General features: G+C 69.9%; 2 protein-coding genes. One reads left to right on the top strand and one right to left on the bottom strand.

The genetic code is table 11. The features are described 5' to 3' along the window. Window positions 1-119 precede the first annotated feature (119 nt). Window positions 120-1151: a class II fructose-bisphosphatase gene (gene glpX, locus ACWDR0_RS34825; protein ID WP_456355839.1), complete on the bottom strand. Its 1032-nt coding sequence runs from the start codon at window positions 1149-1151 to the stop codon at window positions 120-122. 132 nt (window positions 1152-1283) lie between these two features. Here glpX and ACWDR0_RS34820 point away from each other — a divergent pair, with 132 nt between their 5' ends. Next, on the top strand, window positions 1284-1844 hold the full coding sequence (locus ACWDR0_RS34820) for a DUF4245 domain-containing protein (protein ID WP_456355840.1): 561 nt from the start codon (window positions 1284-1286) through the stop codon (window positions 1842-1844). The last annotated feature ends 108 nt before the right edge of the window (window positions 1845-1952 follow it).

Raw genomic sequence — 1952 nt, 5'->3', positions numbered from 1 at the left:
GCACAGGGAGCCGTTGGCCTGCCAGTCGAGCGTCGCCGGTCCCCGGTAGCTGCCCATCGCACCAGTATCCTCACCGGGCCGTTGCCGCGCCCGCCCGCCGCTCCCGCGACTGCTCCGGTCTACTGCGCGCGGTCGAAGTCGATCTGGCTGTAGGCGCGCAGCTTCGACAGCCGGTGCGTGGAGTCGATCTGCCGGATCGTGCCGGACTTGGAGCGCATCACCAGCGACTGGGTGGTCGCGGTCTCCGCCCGGTAGCGCACCCCGCGCAGCAGCTCGCCGTCGGTGATCCCGGTGGCGACGAAGAAGACGTTGTCCCCGCTGACCAGGTCGTCCGTGGTGAGGACCCGGTCGAGGTCATGGCCCGCGTCCAGCGCGCGCTGCCGCTCGGCCTCGTCCTTGGGCCAGAGCTTGCCCTGGATGGTCCCGCCCAGGCACTTGATGGCGCAGGCGGTGATGATGCCTTCGGGGGTGCCGCCGATGCCCATCAGCAGATCGACACCGGTCCCTTCCCGGACCGCCATGATCGCGCCGGCGACATCGCCGTCCGAGATGAACTTGATCCGGGCGCCGGTCTCCCGGATCTCCTTGACGATGCCGTCGTGGCGCGGCCGGTCGAGCACCACGACCGTGACGTCCTCGGGCATACAGCCCTTCGCCCGGGCCACCCGGCGGATATTGACCGGGACGGGCGCGTTGATGTCGACGAACTCCGCGGCCTCGGGGCCGGTGACCAGCTTGTCCATGTAGAAGACGGCCGACGGGTCGAACATGGCGCCCCGGTCGGCGGCCGCGAGGACCGCGATGGCGTTCGGCATGCCCTTGGCGGCCAGGGTCGTCCCGTCGATCGGGTCGACGGCGATATCGCACTCCGCACCGGTGCCGTCGCCGATCCGCTCCCCGTTGAAGAGCATCGGGGCCTCGTCCTTCTCGCCCTCGCCGATGACGACGACACCGTTCATCGAGACGGTGTGGACGAGGGTGCGCATGGCCTTGACCGCCGCGCCGTCCGCGCCGTTCTTGTCACCGCGGCCGACCCACCGGCCGGCCGCCATCGCGGCGGCCTCGGTGACCCTGACCAGTTCGAGGGCGAGGTTGCGGTCGGGGGCCTCGGGCGAGACCTCCAGATGGGGCGGCAGATTGTGCTCGGTCATCGGAGCGCACCTTTCTGTACGGCGACGGCCGGAAGTGAGGGTGCTTCGACTCTATCGGCAGGTCGACAGAATGAGCAGTGGGGCCCACGTTTGAGCACGCATCCCTAATGCGACCATGGACGCGTGGCAGGTATGCGAGGCAAACAGACGGTGCGGGACATGGTGCTGTCGATGGCGGTCATCGGGATCGTCGTCGCGGTGATCTATCTCTTCCTTCCGAACGACGACGAGGACCGGATCAAGCCGGTCGACTACCGGGTCGAACTGGTGACCGCGCAACGTGCGGCGCCGTATCCGGTGATGGCGCCCGAGGGGCTGGCCAAGGGCTGGAAGCCGACGTCCGTGCGGTACGACCGCGACGCTGGCGCCGCCTGGCATCTGGGCTTCCTCGACCCGGACCGGGAGTACGTGACGATCGAGCAGTCCACCCAGGCCTATGCGAAGTATGTGCCCAAGGTCACGCTGAAGGCGGCCGACACGGGCCGGACCCAGCTGGTCAACGGGGTTGCCTGGGAGCGCTGGGCCGGACCGAAGTACGACGCCCTGGTGCTCCGGGACAAGGGTGTGACCACGGTGGTCGCCGGTACGGCCCCGCTGGCGCGGCTCACGGAGATGGCGGAGGCGCTCAAGGGCGGCTCCACCCTGCCGAGCACGGCGCCGTCGTGGCCCGCGACCGCGTCGCCGTCGTCCTGACGGCCCGCCCGCCGAACTGCGACAGGGCCGCCGCACCCCTGGACGAGATCGCGTTGGAGGACAACGGCATGGTGACCCCGGCAGTGGCTCCGGCACCTCCGCCGTTGG

The sequence above is a fragment of the Streptomyces sp. NPDC003691 genome (assembly GCF_053981115.1).
Note: the sequence above shows the minus strand (reverse complement) of the source record. Positions and strands in the feature narration are given on the sequence as shown.